This is a genomic window from Hanstruepera marina (assembly GCF_019880635.1).
Lineage (GTDB): Bacteria > Bacteroidota > Bacteroidia > Flavobacteriales > Flavobacteriaceae > Hanstruepera > Hanstruepera marina.
The window spans coordinates 93,070-109,490 of record NZ_JAINVX010000001.1; the positions used below are offsets into that span (position 1 = coordinate 93,070).

General features: G+C 35.1%; 14 protein-coding genes. 6 read left to right on the forward strand and 8 right to left on the reverse strand.

The features are described from left to right. Nucleotides 1-17: 17 nt before the first annotated feature. The 3 genes from K7G76_RS00420 to K7G76_RS00430 are packed head-to-tail and all read left to right on the forward strand — an operon-like array spanning nucleotide 18 to nucleotide 1,849. The gene (locus K7G76_RS00420; RefSeq protein WP_223032233.1) at nucleotides 18-755 is read left to right on the forward strand and encodes a lysophospholipid acyltransferase family protein; all 738 of its coding nucleotides are present in this window, start codon (nucleotides 18-20) and stop codon (nucleotides 753-755) included. Continuing rightward, on the forward strand, nucleotides 748-1,404 hold the full coding sequence (locus K7G76_RS00425) for an HD domain-containing protein (protein WP_223032234.1): 657 nt from the start codon (nucleotides 748-750) through the stop codon (nucleotides 1,402-1,404). Before K7G76_RS00420 ends, K7G76_RS00425 begins: the two co-directional genes overlap by 8 nt. Beyond that, nucleotides 1,391-1,849 (forward strand): GNAT family N-acetyltransferase, encoded by a 459-nt coding sequence (locus K7G76_RS00430; protein WP_223032235.1) that lies wholly within the window; start codon nucleotides 1,391-1,393, stop codon nucleotides 1,847-1,849. Before K7G76_RS00425 ends, K7G76_RS00430 begins: the two co-directional genes overlap by 14 nt. Here the strand turns inward: K7G76_RS00430 and K7G76_RS00435 are convergent. Further along, entirely contained in the window at nucleotides 1,846-2,919 is a 1,074-nt protein-coding gene (locus K7G76_RS00435) for a PA0069 family radical SAM protein (RefSeq protein ID WP_223032236.1), read from the reverse strand. The genes K7G76_RS00430 and K7G76_RS00435 overlap by 4 nt on opposite strands. Nucleotides 2,920-3,122: 203 nt before the next feature. Here K7G76_RS00435 and K7G76_RS00440 point away from each other — a divergent pair, with 203 nt between their 5' ends. After that, complete coding sequence (locus K7G76_RS00440; RefSeq protein WP_223032237.1) at nucleotides 3,123-3,914, forward strand: DUF6090 family protein; 792 nt, start codon at nucleotides 3,123-3,125, stop codon at nucleotides 3,912-3,914. A 147-nt stretch (nucleotides 3,915-4,061) separates the two neighbouring features. Here K7G76_RS00440 and K7G76_RS00445 read toward each other — a convergent pair whose 3' ends face one another. The 7 genes from K7G76_RS00445 to K7G76_RS00475 are packed head-to-tail and all read right to left on the reverse strand — an operon-like array spanning nucleotide 4,062 to nucleotide 13,383. Beyond that, on the reverse strand, nucleotides 4,062-4,844 hold the full coding sequence (locus K7G76_RS00445; protein WP_223032238.1) for an enoyl-CoA hydratase/isomerase family protein: 783 nt from the start codon (nucleotides 4,842-4,844) through the stop codon (nucleotides 4,062-4,064). Between the two features lie 50 nt (nucleotides 4,845-4,894). Then, on the reverse strand, nucleotides 4,895-6,352 hold the full coding sequence (locus K7G76_RS00450) for a sensor histidine kinase (RefSeq protein ID WP_223032239.1): 1,458 nt from the start codon (nucleotides 6,350-6,352) through the stop codon (nucleotides 4,895-4,897). 47 nt (nucleotides 6,353-6,399) lie between these two features. Further along, nucleotides 6,400-6,948, reverse strand: a complete 549-nt coding sequence (locus tag K7G76_RS00455; RefSeq protein WP_223032240.1) for a CopD family protein — start codon at nucleotides 6,946-6,948, stop codon at nucleotides 6,400-6,402. Continuing rightward, nucleotides 6,948-10,031, reverse strand: coding sequence for a WD40/YVTN/BNR-like repeat-containing protein (locus K7G76_RS00460; RefSeq protein WP_223032241.1), 3,084 nt, complete (start codon nucleotides 10,029-10,031; stop codon nucleotides 6,948-6,950). Before K7G76_RS00460 ends, K7G76_RS00455 begins: the two co-directional genes overlap by 1 nt. Before the next feature lie 48 nt (nucleotides 10,032-10,079). Further along, nucleotides 10,080-11,432: an MATE family efflux transporter gene (locus K7G76_RS00465; protein ID WP_223032242.1), complete on the reverse strand. Its 1,353-nt coding sequence runs from the start codon at nucleotides 11,430-11,432 to the stop codon at nucleotides 10,080-10,082. Next, complete coding sequence (gene hemH, locus K7G76_RS00470) at nucleotides 11,429-12,466, reverse strand: ferrochelatase (RefSeq protein WP_223032243.1); 1,038 nt, start codon at nucleotides 12,464-12,466, stop codon at nucleotides 11,429-11,431. The genes K7G76_RS00465 and hemH overlap by 4 nt, the downstream gene beginning before the upstream one ends. Nucleotides 12,467-12,486: 20 nt before the next feature. Beyond that, nucleotides 12,487-13,383, reverse strand: a complete 897-nt coding sequence (locus tag K7G76_RS00475; RefSeq protein WP_223032244.1) for a helix-turn-helix transcriptional regulator — start codon at nucleotides 13,381-13,383, stop codon at nucleotides 12,487-12,489. 192 nt (nucleotides 13,384-13,575) lie between these two features. Here K7G76_RS00475 and hemA point away from each other — a divergent pair, with 192 nt between their 5' ends. Both hemA and hemC read left to right on the forward strand, forming a co-directional pair. Continuing rightward, nucleotides 13,576-14,838 carry a glutamyl-tRNA reductase gene (hemA, locus tag K7G76_RS00480; protein WP_223032245.1) on the forward strand — a complete coding sequence of 421 codons (1,263 nt, stop codon included), beginning with the start codon at nucleotides 13,576-13,578 and terminating at the stop codon, nucleotides 14,836-14,838. Continuing rightward, on the forward strand, nucleotides 14,831-16,414 hold the full coding sequence (hemC, locus tag K7G76_RS00485; protein ID WP_223032246.1) for a hydroxymethylbilane synthase: 1,584 nt from the start codon (nucleotides 14,831-14,833) through the stop codon (nucleotides 16,412-16,414). Before hemA ends, hemC begins: the two co-directional genes overlap by 8 nt. Nucleotides 16,415-16,421: the final 7 nt, after the last annotated feature.

The window sequence follows — 16,421 nt, forward strand, 5'->3', positions numbered from 1 at the left end:
TTTATTAATTCATTTTCATGCGAAAATTACTAGCTTACATACTAACCTCAATTTATGCGTTTTTTTTCTTACTCACGCTAGTGGTCTTTCAACCTATTCAATGGTTTTGTTTTAATGTTTTGGGTTATCAGGCACATAAAATAAGTGTAGATTGGTTACAGTTTTTTATCATGAGGTGTTTGAACTTACTAGGCACACGGTTTTCTTTTGAAAACAACTTTGATATACCCATTAATAAGCCTTTGATAATTGTTGCCAACCATCAAAGCATGTATGATATTCCACCCATTATTTGGTATATGCGAAAACATCATCCGAAATTTATCAGTAAAAAGGAATTGGGAAAAGGTATTCCTAGCGTCTCCTACAATTTACGACATGGCGGCTCGGTATTAATTGATAGAAAAAATCCGAAACAAGCATTACCTGCCATTATGAAGTTTGGTGAATATATTGAAGAAAACAATCGTACCGCAGTTATTTTTCCTGAAGGAACCCGAAGTAAGAATGGTGAACCCAAACCTTTTCAAACTAAAGGGTTGGATATGTTGTTCAAAAAAATACCATCAGCAATAGTAGTTCCTATAACAATTAACAATTCATGGAAAATGTTGCGTTACGGAAAATTTCCTATGGGAATAGGTAATCATTTAACTTTTAAAGTTCAAGAGCCCATTTCTTTAAAAGATTATAAAGGCGATAATTTGATTTCAAAAATCGAAAATGACATAGTAAAAGATATTGTAAATGACTGATGTTAAACTCATAGAAAACACTATAGCTTTTGTAAAAAAAGAATTAAAAGATGCTGAAGGTGGACACGATTGGTTTCATATTGAGCGCGTCTATAAAAACACAATTAATATTGCTAAACAGGAATCTGTTAATTTAGAAGTTGTTCAACTTGGTGCTTTACTTCATGATATAGCTGATAGTAAGTTTCATAATGGCGATGAAACTATTGGACCCAAAAAAGCACGTGAGTTTCTATTCAGTCAAAATGTATCATCCGAGGTCATTGAACATGTGGTTAGCATTATAGCCAATATGTCTTTTAGTAAATCATTGGGTAAGGGTGGTTTATTTACATCACCCGAACTGGAAGTGGTTCAAGATGCCGATCGTTTAGACGCCATTGGCGCCATTGGTATTGCAAGAGCTTTTAATTATGGTGGTTTTAAAAACAGAGCGCTTTATAATCCAGATATAAAACCAAATCTGAATATGAGTAAAGCCGAATATAAAACCTCGACAGCTCCAACCATCAATCATTTTTACGAGAAGTTGTTACTTTTAAAAGACAATATGAATACTAAAACGGGTAAGCGTTTAGCTGAAAAACGCCACAAGTTTATGTTGCAATATCTTGAGCAATTTTATGCGGAATGGGATGGAAGACAATAACATAAAATATCTAACTGTTGAAGGCCTTCCTGAAAAAGACTTGTTAAGTGAAATTTTAAATTTATATCAAGATATCTTTAATGATGCTGACAGCAAATTCTTTGTTGAACGGATACAGCATGAATCAAATATATTTTCTGTATTGGCGTATTCAAACAATGAGTTGGTTGGCTTTAAAATTGGCTATCGCAAAAACAAGGAAAGGTTTTACAGCTGGATAGGTGGTGTAAAAAAAGCATATAGAAATCTAGGAGTTGGCAAAGAGTTGGCAAGGCTTCAAGAAATATATGCCAAAGAAATGGGTTACAAGGTTCTTCAAAACAAGTCCATGAACCGTTTTAAACCCATGATGATCTTAAACTTAAAAAACGGGTTCAATATCACCAAAGTTTACACAAACGAAAAAGGACAAACCAAAATTGTTTTTGAAAAAACACTATATTAAAACAATCTCAACTGCCCATCCTTATACTCCTTATGCAATTGGGTGTTTAACTTTGGCATCGCTTTGTCTTTAAAATATTTTTGCCTGGCCAATTTTATCAAATCATTAATTTGTTTAGCTATCTGACCTTCGCCTCGCATACGTTTTCCATAACGCGAATCGTTAAGAGTTCCGCCATGACAATTCTCTATTTGATGAAGAACCTTGTCAGCTCTATCTGGCAATGCTTTTTTAATCCATTCAGTGAAAATTTCACCAATGGCTCCATTCAATCGTACAATGGTATGAGCAATGGATAGTGCACCAGCTTCAGAAACTGCTTTGGCCAAAGGCAAAATCTCATGGCTGTTTATGGATGGAATTATGGGTGCCAACATCACATTGACTGGAATACCATTTTCAGAAAGCACTCTTACGGATTCCAAACGCTTTTTAATAGTAGTTGTTCGTGGCTCTAAAATGCGCCTAGTATCTTCTGATAATGATGTTATGGATATGTTGACAGCTACCAAATTATCTTTTGCCAGCTCTTTTAAAATATCCAAATCGCGTAAAATCAACGCATTCTTTGTAATGATACCCACTGGATGTTTGTATTTTAAAAACACCTTCAAGCATTCCCTTGTGATTTTAAATTGTTTTTCAGCAGGTTGATAACAATCGGTATTCCCAGACATTACAATTGGGTAAGCTTGCCATGATTTCTTTTTAAGTAACACCTCCAATAATTTTGGCGCATCCTTTTTTACCAAAATTCGGCGTTCAAAATCCAAACCAGCACTGTAACCCCAATATTCATGACTGTTTCTGGCATAGCAATATACACAGCCATGTTCGCACCCTTGGTACATGTTCATGGAATAACCCATTCCCACATCTGGACTGGTAACTTTATTGACTATGGTTTTTGGAAAAACTGGTAAGTACAGTGTTTTATTTTTGTCGGCTTCTTCGCCTTGCTTGGCGCAATACTCCAAAAAATCATCACGGAGTTCATGGCTTAATTCAAAAAAACGGTTGTGCACATTGTGCTGGGCACCACGCCCTTTTATAATAGACTTGGGATTCATATAACTAAAAATTTGTGTGATTGGAAAAACCTGACACCTTAAAATTAGCTAATATTTAATGTGAAAAGTGTTAAAGTAAATTTGGGTTATTAACAAACTTGACTATGTAAAATAAAAAGCCGAACTTCGTTAACTCCTGATATAAATCATTAAAACGATATCATATCAATAAGTTGTGCTTCATTATAACCAACCGCTAACCAATGATAAAATTCTTTAGAAAAATTAGGCAAAACCTGCTAGTTGAAAATAAATTTAGTAAGTACCTGCTTTATGCCATTGGAGAGATTATACTAGTGGTAATCGGAATCTTAATTGCATTACAGATTAATAATTGGAATAATGAAAGAGTTTCATCGTTAGAAGAACAATTGCTCTTAGAAAATTTAAAAGAAGAATATCAAGAAAACTTATTAAACCTAAATGTTGCCATTGAAAAAAGAGAATCGCAAATGAAAGCGCTAAATTCATTAAACGGTTTTGTAACTGGTAAGCTATTTTTAAATGAGACCAAAAAACCAATTGATAGTTTAATAGGTGTTAGTAGATATATACCTACATATGAATCACGTTCTGGAGCGTTGCAAGAAATCATAAATGGGGGTAAATTGAGTATAATTCAAAATAAACAACTCCGAAAATATTTATCTAATTGGAGTGCAGAAGTTGATGATTTAAGAAAAATTGAAACTGGTGTTTATGATATAATTTTAAATAACTATAACACATATTTAATTAATAATTATACCTTAACATATTCCGATTACTATATAGCTCAAAGTTTATGGAAAGATACACCGATAAAGGAGACTAATTGGAAAGGAAAAGAATCAAATAATAAGGTAGATATACAAACTATCTTAAATGACCCTAAATTTGAAAGTATATTGTCTTTGGTTAATCTTTGGGCAATAAGTAGTAAAATAAGCGCTAGTGAGTTAAAAAATAAAACAGAAATTATAATTAGTTTGATAGACGCAGAATTAAAAAAATAACGAAAGCACAACAATGTATAACCGCAATTACGGCGGATTCGACTACGTCCGAATCCACGCGGAATTGCGAGCGTCGTGCCAAACCGAAAATTAACGCATATTAACCCGTAACTGACGGTTATACGAGACCGTTAACGAAACTAAAATTTATTCCCCTGGAAAATCCGCTTTACGTTTTTCTAAAAAGGCTGTAGTTCCTTCTTTAAAATCAGCTGTACCAAAACAATTTCCAAATTCCGCTATCTCGACATCAAAACCATTTATCCCATCTTGGTAATTGGCATTAACGGCTTTGATAGCCCCTTTAATGGCAACAGAGGAATTGCGCATAATTTTACTAGCTATTTTTTCAGCCAGCGGCATTAATTCTTCCTGCGAAGTCACATGATTTACCAACCCGTAACTATGTGCGGTTTGAGCATCAATCATACCAGCAGTCATGACCATTTCCATAGCGCGCCCCTTACCAATCAACTGTGGTAATCGTTGCGTACCGCCATAACCCGGAATCACACCTAAAGACACTTCTGGCAATCCCATTCGGGCATTATCACTGGCTACCCTAAAATGACAAGCCATGGCCAGTTCCAATCCGCCACCCAATGCAAAACCATTTACAGCAGCAATAACAGGTGTGCCTAAATTCTCCACAAAATTGAATAGTAATTCTTGCCCTTGGGCTGCCAAGTTTTCACCCTTTTTTACATCAAAATCTGCAAATTCAGAAATATCAGCACCAGCAACAAATGCTTTTTCACCACTACCTATTACAATAATAACTTTAGTGTTTTTATTCGCATCAGCCTCCTCAAAAGCATCATGTAACTCTTGAATGGTTGCTTGGTTTAACGCATTAAGTTTACTGGGTCTGTTAATGGTGATATAAGTGATTCCGTTTTCTGTTTTTGATAGGATGTTTTCGTATGCCATTTTGGTTTGTGTTAGACTCTTCGACAAGCTCAGAGTGACAGTAAATTATATTATTCTTTAGGAAAGGTAACTTTAAAGGTCGTGCCTACTCCTTCTTGGGATGTAAAGGTAATATTTCCATTATAAGTTTCCACAATATTTTTCACCATTGCCAGTCCTAATCCCATACCACTTGATTTGGTAGTGAATTTTGGCTCAAAAACTTTTGGTTTATTTTCTTCTGAAATGCCTTTACCATTATCAGAAACAATTATGTTAACTACTTTCTCACTGCTTGTAACCTCAACTATAATTTGAGGTGGTCTTTGTGCATGTTCTGGAATAGCCTGAATACCATTTTTTACCAAATTGGTAACAACTCTAATAAGTTGTGTGCGATCAAACTTGGCAATAATTTCGTCTTCTACAGCCTTAAACATAATATAGTCTTCATTGAAAATGTCTAGTGCCAATTTAACAATCTTCACCACATTAAGCGTTTCATTTTGCTGTGCTGGCATTTTCGCAAAGTTTGAAAAAGCCGATGCTATAGAACTCATGGTATCTATTTGCTGAATAAGCGTTTTGCTAAACTCGTCTACCTTTTGATTGATATCAGGATCTTCAGGATTGAACTTTCTTTGAAAACTCTGAACACTCAAACGCATTGGTGTTAATGGATTTTTAATTTCATGAGCCACTTGCTTTGCCATTTCACGCCAAGCCTGCTCGCGCTCACTTGTTGCCAATTTTACAGCACTTTCTTCCAGCTCATCAATCATACTATTGTAGGCTTGGACCAACACCGAAATTTCTTCGCTGGTTTTATCTAGATCTATTTTTTTATTCCGTTTTTCCAATCGTGTTTCGTTCATTTTATCACTAATGGTTTTTAACGATTTGGTAATGTACTTGGATAAAAAATAAGCCAACGCTACCGCTATAAGCAACATAATAAAGTAGGCATAACCCAAGCGTTCTAAAAATTCGTTTAGTTCTTTGTTTAGGAAATCGTCATTTTCTAAATAGTGTAAATGTAGAATGGCTAAAGGTTTAAATTTATGGTCTGTTATTACCGAATACGACGATAAATAACCTTCTCCGTTTTCAATGGTTTTGGTAACGTACCGCTTTTCCAGCGTATTGGATAGGGTATTTAATATATTGGCATCTAAACATTTTGGTATAGAATCTGCAGCAAAACTGGCCTTTGATGATTTAAGTAAACTACCTTCTAAATCATATAAATTAATTTCCATGTTGTGAATGGTAGCAATCTCATAAATCTCATCTTTAAAAATAAGTGCTACATTCTCTCTTATAACTGGATACGTTGTTTCCTTTATGGTATACTCGACACTGGCTTTTATGTTTTCCTCTTTACGGTTTAACCTATCTTGATGATAGTCATGCGCTTCTTCGTTATATTGATAAATGGTAACTCCGGCAATTAAGATAGATGCCAAAAGAACCAAGAGAATCATGGCCAAGAAAATACGTAGTCTTAAAGAGAGTTTAGCTAATTTCATTTAATCTGTAAAGTCCACTAAATATAACAATAATCAAGCCAAATGGTTTAGGCATTAGGATTTTTACTGCGAATGTTTTTATAGATTTTGAAACCTAGCATAATTAGTAATCCCATTACAAAAATTCCTATAACCCCAAAAATCCAGTTGAAAGTGCTTTTTAAAATCACCAAAAACACCACTGCAAACAAAATAAAAGTAGCTCCTTCATTCCAAAGCCTCATAAAACTTGATGTTTTGCGAACATCGTCCTGTTGTAATTGCTTATAAAACTGATGTGTTTTTAAATGATAGATGATTAGTAAAACCACAAATCCTAATTTGACATGCATCCAGGGCTGTTGTAACCATGAAGGCATTAAAATCAACAACCAAATGGCAAATAGCGTTGCTAAAATAGCCGATGGCCAAGTTATGATATTCCACAACCGTTTAGCCATAAGTTTTAATTGCTTACCTAGAATTTCTTTATCGGGTGATGGTTTATGAAACGCTTCAATTTGATACACAAAAAGTCTTGGAATGTAAAACAATCCCGCAAACCAGGTTATGACAAATATGAGGTGTAACGATTTTATATAATTGTAATACTCCATTAATCTTCAAGGAATAAATAGTTTAATTCTTTTTTATTAAACTCGCTATTAAAGGCCTGAATCTCTTCTGAAACCAATTTGTTGAAAGCTTTTAATTGCTCATTAATTTTTGCCGTAAGTTCGTTTTTAACTGCAACATCTTGATCAGTTGGCCCAAAATCTCCCATGCCAACCAAAGCATTTAAATGTCCCAATTTATTGGTTAATCTAATAGGGAAATTCAATGGGTCTTGGGCGCTTTGGTTTTTGGTTTGATACAAGGCTTTTTCAATTTCAGAAAATTGCTCACGAAGAGTTTTTGACTTTTCAATTAAATCTGTCACACGTTCATCATCTTTGTATTGTAATTCAAATGCCGCCAATTGTTTATCTATTTTCCGAATCTTTTTTATGGTTTTATGAGCCTCATCCATGGTTTTATTGACATCGGTAATGAAATTGAATTGTGTCTTCATATCTTCCAATGAGCTTTCTGATCTTGGGTCTGCCAGAATTGTAAATGATTTAGATAATACCTCATCATTTATTTTCAATTCTACTTTATAATTTCCCGGTACAGCTTTAGGCCCACTTAAACTAGCCCACCATAAAATCATGCCTTCTAATTTTTCGGCACCATCGTACATCATGTTCCAGTTAAACTGATTCATACCTTTTTTAACATCTAACTTGTCTTCCTTTTTATTTTTTGTGCTAAAGCTTTTAATTGTATCGCCTTTTGAATCTAAATAAGTTAAACTAACCTCATCATCTTCTTTATAATCTTTCAAATTAAAATACGTCATAACGCCTTGTGGATGATTGGCTCCAGCTGTTCTACTTCCAGATCGACCTGCTCCATCCATTCTATAAGTGTCTTTAGGTTTAAACAAAAAGTTGCTATTGGAACCTGAACCATATAACTGATGTAAGACTGTTAAATCGTCAATAATCCAGAGGCTTCTACCTTGAGTGGCAACAATTAAATTATTATCCTTTATGGCTAGATCGGTAATTGGAACAATAGGCAAATTTAACTGAAACGGTTGCCAGTTCTTACCATCGTCAAACGAAATATACATACCTGTTTCGGTTCCTGCATATAACAAGCCTTTTTGTTTTGGGTCTTCACGTACAACTCTTGTAAAATGTTCTGGATTTATACCATTAGTGATTTTTGTCCACGATTTTCCGTAATCTGTTGTTTTGTATATGTATGGTTGAAAATCTCCTGTCTTATATTTCGTTCCTGCTACATAGCAAGTGCCTTCATCAAAAGCACTTGGCTCAATACTATTAATCATCATCCAATCAGGCATACCTTTTGGTGTAATGTTTTCCCACGTTTCGCCTCCATTTTTGGTTATGTGAATTAATCCGTCGTCACTACCAACCCAAAGCAAGCCTTCTTTTAAAGGTGATTCTTGCGCAGCAAAAATAGTACAGTAATACTCAACACCTGTATTATCTTGTGTAATTGGCCCTCCAGACGATTTCATTTTTTTAGGATCACTCTTGGTTAAATCTGGGCTTATAATTTTCCAGGATTGTCCTTCGTTTTCAGTAACATGAACATATTGAGAAAAGGTATATAATCTATCAGAATTATGCTTTGAAAAAATAATAGGAAAATTCCATTGAAAACGATATTTCATACCTTCAGCGCCATAACCCATAGGATTATCTGGCCAAACATTAATAGCTCTAACCGTTCCTTTTTTGTGGTTAACACGCGTTAAAAAGCCTCCATAACTTCCACCATAAACAATATCGTTGTCATCAGGATCTATTGCAATATGCGCTGATTCGCCTCCAGCAGTGCTTTCCCAATCGTCTTCTGTAATAGACCAACCATCTGTACGATGTGGAATTCTTACTGTAGAGTTATCTTGTTGTGCCGCATAAATACGATAAGGAAAATGATTATCGGTAGTTACGCGATAAAATTGTGACGTTGGCTGATTATGATAAGTGCTCCAAGTTTCGCCACCATCGTACGTTACTTGAGCGCCACCATCGTCTCCAATAATCATCCGATTTGGGTTTTCTGGTGCTATCCATAAATCGTGATGATCACCATGAGGTGCATTATAGGTATCGAAAGATTTTCCGCCATCTGTACTTTTATGATAACGTACATTTAAAACGTAAACCACATCTACATCTTTAGTATCGGCATAAACTCGTGTATAATACCAAGCACGTTGTCTTAATTTACGTTCACTATTGACTTGATTCCAGGTTTCGCCACCATCATCACTTCTATATAAACCGCCTTTATCTTTGTTTTCGACCATAGCCCAGACACGCTGGTTATTTATTGGTGAAACCGTAACACCAATTATACCAAGTGTGTCCTTTGGAAAACCTTTGTTTAATGAAATTTCTTTCCAAGTTTCCCCTTTATCAGTACTTTTCCAAAGTGCAGAACCTTCACCACCAGAGCTCAAACTATAAGGCGTTCGTTGTACACGCCAAGTTGAAGCGTATAAAATTCTTGAATTGGTTGGGTCAACCAAAAGGTCAACTACACCTGCATGCTCATTAGCAAACAAGGTTTTTCTCCAAGTTTTACCACCATCTTCACTTTTATAAACACCACGTTCTGAAGTCGGTTTGTAAATATTTCCCAAAACACCTGCATAAACCACATTATGGTCGGTCTGATCGATAGCAATTCTTGGTATATGCCTTGATTTTTCCAACCCAGATTGTTGCCATGTTTTTCCAGCATCAAGGCTTTTCCATATCCCGTATCCTGAAGACACGTTACCACGAACTGTTTTTTCTCCACCTCCAGCATACAACACATTTGGATCACTTTTGGAAACCGAAATAGCTCCTATACTTCCACCAAAAAAGCCATCTGATATGTTTTCCCATGTTCGACCTCCATCATTTGTCTTCCATATTCCGCCACCTGTTGCTCCAAAATAAAACAAATTGGGTTTATTAGGAACACCTGTTACTGCTGCACTTCTTCCGCCTCGAAAAGGCCCAAGCAAGCGATACTCTAAAGCATCATATTGAGATTCCTCAAAAGTTTGTGAAGCAAGATTAAAAGGCAATAATAGCAGCCCTATAAAGAAAAATAACAGTCGCATGGTTTTTGGTTTTGGTTAACGAGGACTAAAAATAAGGATTATTAGGCACTATTCATTTCCAGATTTTAAATTTAATCTGATTTCTCGGTTTAAAAAATAACCCGTTACAAGAGTCGCCAGTACATCTGCAATAGGGAAGGACATCCAAACACCTAGTTCTCCATAAAAAATAGGCAAAATGAATATTAATGGAATAAAGAAAAAACCTTGCCTTGTTAAGGTGAGCAATAAGGCAGGTGTTGCTTTTCCAACAGCTTGAAAATAGGCCGCTCCTATTAGTTGAAGCGCGATAATAGGTGTAGCTGCAAACACCCAACGCATGGCACTTGGTGTTTCTGAAATTACTTCGGTGTCAGATGTAAATAATCTGGTAATACTTTCTGGAAAAACCATCAATAAAACAAATACCAACGTAGCTAAAGCAACTGCATATTTTATAGCGGTATTGATACTTTCGCGAACTCGGCTGTATTTGTCTGCTCCATAATTATAGCCTGCAATCGGCAAAAAGCCTTGGGTAATACCATAAACCGGAAACAAAGCAAACATAAGCATTCGTCCTACAATAGCGTAGGCTGTTACTGAGGTCTCACCTCCTAATTCAAATAGAATATTGTTCATAAACAGGTAGGTGATACTCACTACTGCTTGTCTTGCTAAAGTTACAAAACCAAGTGAGCCAATCTCCTTAATAATTGGAAGATCCAATCCGAAATCATTCCATTTAATCTTTAATTCTGAATTTTCAGAAAGAAAAAACCAAAAAATAAAGGCAAAGCACAATAAATATGATCCTGTTGTTGCCCAAGCTGCTCCTGCCATTCCAAAATCTAAAACATTGATAAGCAGATAGTCCAAAATTAAATTACCAATAGATGGAATCATCATAGCATACATCGCAAATTTAGGTTTACCTTCTGCCCTAATTACTGTATTCCCCATCATACACAAGGCTAGAAATGGTACACCATACAAAACGATTTTATAATAAATTTTTGCAGGTTCGAAAATAGTTCCTTTTCCTCCAAAAGCAGGAATAATATCGTTTACGTAATACAAACCAAACGTTATCATTGTAACTGTTAATAACAACGTTAAGGTTATCTGATTCCCAAATGTTTTTAAAGCTTTATTTCTGTTGTTGGCACCCAGTGCTCGAGAAATTATTGAAGACCCTCCAACACCAATACTCATACCAAGAGCAGCGATAAAAAAGGATACTGGAAGCACAACATTTATTGCTGCAATGGCTGTTGACCCAATCCAATTACCAACAAAAATGGTGTCTACCAAAATATTGAGCGACATAACCAAAATTCCGATAGAAGCTGGCACGGCTTGTTTGATAAGTAATTTACTTATGGGCTCTGTTCCTAAATCAACTGAAGTGTTTTTTTTCATTCAGATAAAACGGTTTCAGATGTTGCCCATTCATTCATCCAATTGGCCAAAATACCAACCCAAGCATCATCGTCATTTAAACAAGGTACCGTAGTAAACTTGTTACCTCCTATTTCATGAAATATTTCTTGACCTTCCATAGCAATCTCCTCTAAAGTTTCCAGACAATCACTGACAAAAGCTGGCGTTACAATAGCCATGTTTTTGATGCCTTCCTTCCCTAAACGCTCAATAGTTCTATCTGTATAAGGTCGCAACCATGGGTCGAATCCTAATCGTGATTGAAAACTGGTAGAATAAGTCCCTGCTTCTAAATTTAGTTTTTTTGCTACCAAACGCGTGACCTCATAACATTGATGCCTATAGCAAAATTCATGAGCACTTGATGGTGTTTTACAACAACTGCCATCTATTTTACAATGGGATTTAGTAATATCGCTTTTTCTAATATGGCGTTCAGGAACACCATGATAGGAAAACAATAGATGATCAAAATCTTTGCCTTCAAGATGATTTTTTATAGAATTAGACAGTACTTCAATATATTCTGGCTTGTTATAAAAAGCTGGTAAATCGGAAATTTTTAAATCGGGGAAATTGGTTTTTCTAATCTCTTCAGCTAAAACTAAAATGGTCTCTGTTGTTGCCATGGCAAATTGGGGATAAAGCGGAATCAGTAAAACTTCTTCAACACCCTTATCTACTAATTCTTGCAACCCTTTTTTTATGGTCATGCTCCCATATCGCATGGCTAAAGCAATAGGGTAATTAACCTGTTTTTGCACCTTATCTCTTAATCGTTCTGAAATAACAATTAGTGGCGAGCCTTCGTTCCACCATATTTTTCTATAAGCTTCAGCCGATGCTTTTGGTCTGGTGTTTAAAATAATGCCTTTTACTAAAAGATTCCTTGCCCAAAGTGGCACATCAATCACCCGCTCATCCATAAGGAACTCACCTAAATATTTTTTAACGTCTTTTGGATTAGGACTATCTGGAGATCCTAGATTTACTAATAATATTCCTTTTTTCATAATAAACTCTTTACCTTAAGTTAGCTTAAGGACATCACATATTTTTTAGGCGTAGTACCATATTTCTTTTTAAAAGCAGCAATAAAATGGCTTGCCGTACTGTAACCAACACGCAATCCTACTTCATTAACATTGTGCTCTCCCGATTCCAATAATTTTCTGGCTACTTCCATCTTGTAATCAAATAAAAAGCTAAAAACCGAGTCGCCATAAATTTCCTTAAAGCCTTCTTTTAATTTTTTTAAGCTCAACTGAATTTCATCGGCCAATTCTTGTAAAGTTGGCGGTTCAGCCATTCTAGAAATAATTATATCTTTTGCCTTACGGATTTTTATAACGTTGGTTTCATCAGCCAAAAACGGACATTGCTCAATATTGGCATCTTCATTTCTGTTAAAATACAAGCTTAATAATTCGTATGCTTTCCCTTTAAAATAAAGATTCTTTATAGATTGATTCAAATTATAATTCACCAATTGATTCAGAACAATGGCCATAGACGGTGTAATTTTACCATCTTTATAATATTTTTTATGACGGTTATCTTCACTTAAAAACGTAATATAGTCAGCTTCTTGCGAAAACAGGCGATGGAACTTTTTTATGGAAATTAAAATGGAAACCAACCAAGAATTTGGGTTAACATCCATATAAATTGGTAAATCACGTTCAGGATTATATAACAACAAAGACGTTTCTTCCTGAATATTTAGAGTGTAAGTTCCATTATTGAACTGAAATGCGCTAGAACCCTTAATACAAAAGTGAAATTGTATATAACTGCTATCTATCTCACGTTCAACTATTTTAACTTCGTTCGAATTATTTTGAAATGTTAAAACTATAAAACCATCGTCAATAAATGATTCCTCAAAAGATCCTTTAGCGATACTTTTAGGCTGATTATTTTCTTGCATAATATTATTTTATTTAGAATGGTTCTAAACTAAATTAATCAAAAGTATTGATATAACAGCAAAAGTATGACAATTATCATATTATTTAATATTTATTCATTAAAAAACGACAAGCGATACTAAAAGTTCTTTTGGCGTTATTTTTATTAATATATCCATTCTATTTTTGCTTGGTAATATCCAAGTCAGGTAATGGAGCACTACAATATTTCAAAAGGCAATTCATTTTACGCCATTGGTTTAAGTTATAAAAAAGCCGATGCGGAAATTCGTGGTCACTTTAGTTTGGACGCTGAAGCCAAATCTAAATTATTGGAACAGGCGAAAAATGAAGGCATCGAGAGTTTAATAGTGACGTCTACATGTAACCGTACAGAAATATACGGTTTTGCACAGCATCCTTTTCAACTTATCAAATTGCTTTGCGACAATACCATTGGGACCGTTGAAGAATTTCAAAAAGTGGCTTTCGTTTACAAAAACAGTGACGCCATTTCGCATTTGTTTCGAGTGGGTTCTGGATTGGATAGTCAAATATTGGGCGATTTTGAGATTATTGGACAATTAAAACAGGCGGCAATCACTTCTAAACAAAAAGGGTTGTTGAATGCGTTTTTAGAACGACTTATTAATGCCGTAATACAAGCCAGTAAACGCATTAAGACAGAAACCAATATTTCAACTGGAGCTACATCAGTTTCATTTGCGTCGGTTCAATACATATTGAATACCGTTAAAAATATTTCAAGTAAAAACATTTTACTTTTTGGTACAGGAAAAATAGGCAGAAACACTTGTGAAAACTTAATCAAGCACACAAAAAATCCGCACATTACCCTAATAAATCGTACTAAAACAAAAGCTGAAGCTGTTGCTGGAAAATTCAATTTAACAGTAAAGGATTACGCCAATTTACAAGAAGAAATAAATGCTTGTGACATTTTAATAGTGGCTACTGGAGCTCAACATCCTACAGTTGATAAAGACATTATTCAAAACCATAAAGAGCTTCTTATTTTAGATTTATCTATCCCTAAAAATGTGAATGAAAATGTTTTGGATTTAGATACTGTTAAGCTTATTCATTTGGATTATCTATCAAAAATTACTGATGATACGTTGGAAAAACGCAAACAGGATATTCCACTAGCTGAAAACATAATTAAAGACGTAGAATCTGAATTTAATTCCTGGCTACAAACACGCAAATTTGCACCTACCATTAAAGCCTTAAAAAATAAACTTCAGGATTTTAAAGCTGCCGAATTGGATTCTCAACGCAAAAAGTTAGCTGACTTTAACGAAGAGCAAGCCGAAATAATTAGCAATAATATCATTCAAAAAATAACCAATCATTTTGCTCATCATTTAAAAGATGATGCTATTTCTACAAACGATAGTTTAGAGCTTATAAAAAAAGTGTTTCAATTAGAAGAAACTACCCATCATGTCTAGAACAATCCGAATAGGTACTCGCGATAGCGAGCTCGCCTTATACCAAGCCAATATTGTAAAAAATCAATTAGAGCATTTAGGTCACAAAACAGAATTGGTCCCTGTAAAATCTACGGGAGATATTGTTTTAAACAAACCGCTTTACGAGTTGGGTATAACAGGTATTTTTACTAAAACACTTGATATTGCCATGCTCAACAATGATATTGATATTGCAGTACATTCCTTAAAAGATGTTCCTACGGTTTTACCAAATGGTATTGTTCAGGCAGCTGTTTTAAAACGTGGGAATGTTCGTGATACACTTGTTTTTAAAAATAATGAAGAGTTTTTGGGTGCCAAAAATGCCGTTATTGCCACAGGTAGTTTAAGGCGTCGTGCGCAATGGCTGAACCGATACCCAACCCACAAAATTGAAAATTTAAGAGGCAACGTTAATTCCCGTTTACAGAAATTAGAAGACAATGACCATTGGAATGCCGCTATTTTTGCTGCGGCTGGTATTGGCCGTATTGGACTTCGCCCAACAAATGCCATTAATTTAAATTGGATGATTCCTGCTCCCGCTCAAGGCGCCATTATGATTACAGCTCTTGAAGAAGATGAGGAAATACGTGCCATCTGTTCCGAATTAAACCATGAGGAAACCGAAATTTGTACCAGTATTGAACGTGAGTTTTTAAATAAGTTGGAAGGTGGCTGCACGGCTCCAATTGGAGCTTTGGCTTTCATTAAAGATGAAGAAATAACCCTTGAAGGCGTTTTATTAAGTACCGATGGCAGCAAGAAAATTGAAGTAAAACGTTCTGAAAAATTGGGACACCATCACGATTTAGCAAATTTTTGTGCCAATTACATTATTGAACGTGGTGGCAAGCGCTTAATGGACAATATTAAACGTTCGGCTAATGAAACCAAGATTTATTCTACCAAGACATTAACCGATGACCAACTGCAGTTGTTTCATGAGAATATTGGTGTGGATAGCTCCGATTTTGTGAAAATCAGTTTAAATAGAATAAAACCTCAAGTGGTCAGAAACCCGATTCAAAATGTTGTTATAACCAGTAAGAATAGCGTTGAAGCCTTGTTGCATAATTTTTCTACGCCCGAATTACAGTTTCAGAATATTTATTGTGTTGGCAGACGAACCAAAAAGCTTGTTGAAAAACGAATTGGCTCTGTTAAACACAGCGAAAAGAATGCCCAAAAATTGGCTGAATATTTAGTAGAATATATTGAAGGGACTGAAGTTACCTATTTCTGTAGTGATATACGATTAGATGCATTGCCTTCCATTTTAGAAGAAAACAATATTAAAGTTCAAGAAGTTGAAGCCTATCAAACCAAATTTGACGCGGTAAAACTCAAGGATTCTGTTGAAGGTGTTATGTTTTACAGTCCTTCAACCGTTCAAAGCTACAGACAGGAAAACAATGCAGAACTGATTGCTTTTTGCATAGGTGAAACAACTGCTAAAGAAGCCAAAAAACATTTTAAGGATATACGCATTGCAAAAGTACCTACCATTGAAAGTGTTATTGAATTGGTAAACGAACATTATATTCCTGCGTAGGCAGGAA